The 1,400-nt window shown below is 49.3% G+C and carries 2 protein-coding genes; one reads left to right on the top strand and one right to left on the bottom strand.

Annotated elements, in window-relative coordinates; genetic code table 11:
• On the bottom strand, positions 1–309 hold a 309-nt coding region (locus RTY00_RS11805; protein WP_312664571.1), incomplete at its 3' end, for a helix-turn-helix domain-containing protein.
• Positions 310–581: 272 nt separating this feature from the next.
• Between RTY00_RS11805 and RTY00_RS11800 the strand changes: the two genes are divergently transcribed.
• Positions 582–1,400 (top strand): ABC transporter substrate-binding protein (locus RTY00_RS11800; protein WP_312664570.1); only part of this gene is annotated, 819 nt, incomplete at its 3' end.

Below are 1,400 nucleotides of genomic sequence, written 5' to 3'. Positions count from 1 at the left end.
CAACGGCATCTGGGTGGCGGCCAGCGTGCGGCCGTGCATATCAATCAGCACCAAAACTACGCGCTCGCCAAGCAGCGAGGCACCAAGAAAATAGGCGCTATCGGCACGCATTTTTAATAACACCGATGGACGACCCTGGCCGCTGGATTCTGGAACGCTCTCTTCCAATAATCCGGCCTGCAGCATCTCTTTCACCAGCGGGCTAATTGCGGCTTTGCTTAACTTCATTTTTTCCGCAAGCGCGGTGCGGCTCATGCCATGCGACGCAATAAGTAAGCGCAGAATTTGTTGCTGGTGGGCATTGAGCATTGAGGTTCTCGCGGCGTTAGCAATATGCGCTGACAATAATAAGGACAGAAAACAAATACAACGATATTTAGTTAAATTTCTGAATGCAGATCTGATTATAAGTAAATTATATGAACCAACCTATTGGCTTTTGTTTAGTGAGTGTGGCTTATATAACGCATTGCTCGAATTTGTAGGGTCGCCATTAATGGCGACCTTACGAAATGCATCACTGCACACCCAAAAATAAATGTTCATTCACCGATCGTTTCAATGATTCATTGAGGGCCTTCATGGAAAGCAAATACAAGCATTTCAAGGTACTGACGCTGGCCGGTTGTTTATTGGCGTCGATGGCGAGCGCCACTGTTTTTGCCAGCCAGCTGGTGATCATGCAGAACGAACCGCCGCGCAGCATGGACCCCGGCAACCAAACCGCGACTTTTACCGGCACGGTGCTGGACCCGATGTACGAAGGCCTGACGCGTCTCGGTGATGACGGCAAAATCATTCCGGCGCTGGCATTATCCTGGACATCCGATGACAGCGGACTTAACTGGACCTTTACCCTGCGGCCAAATGTGAAATTCCACGACGGCACGCCATTTAATGCCGATGCGGTGGTAGAAAACTTCCAGCGTCATTTAAATACGCAGCGCGGTTTAGCCGGTAGCGGGAAAATTCGTACCTTCATTCAGGACGTGAAGGAAAAAGACGATCTCACTGTCACGTTTCAGCTGAAAAAAATTAATCCGGCGTTTTTAACTGTTTTAGCCTCCGGCCCGGGATTAATGGTGAGTCCAACAGCGGATAAAGCGGGCAGCATCAACAATAAAGCTGACGGCACCGGGCCTTATAAACTGGTGCAGTATAAATCCGGCGAATATGTACTTGAACAAAAGAATCCTGACTATTGGGGGAAATCTTCCGGTCCGGATGAAATTAAATGGACGTGGAGCAGCGAACCTTCAGTGATGAATATGGCGCTGCAATCGGGGCAGGTCGATATTATTAACCCGGTGCCGCCGCAGTTTGCTGGCATGTTGAAAAACAACGCTAACGTTAATCTCAAACAGTCGCCGGGTGCTGCAGTGTTCTGGGTCGATCTCAAT

This window comes from Pantoea sp. CTOTU49201, from assembly GCF_032054795.1.
Taxonomy (GTDB): Bacteria; Pseudomonadota; Gammaproteobacteria; order Enterobacterales; family Enterobacteriaceae; genus Pantoea; species Pantoea symbiotica.
This window is presented reverse-complemented; position numbering and strand designations above follow the sequence as displayed.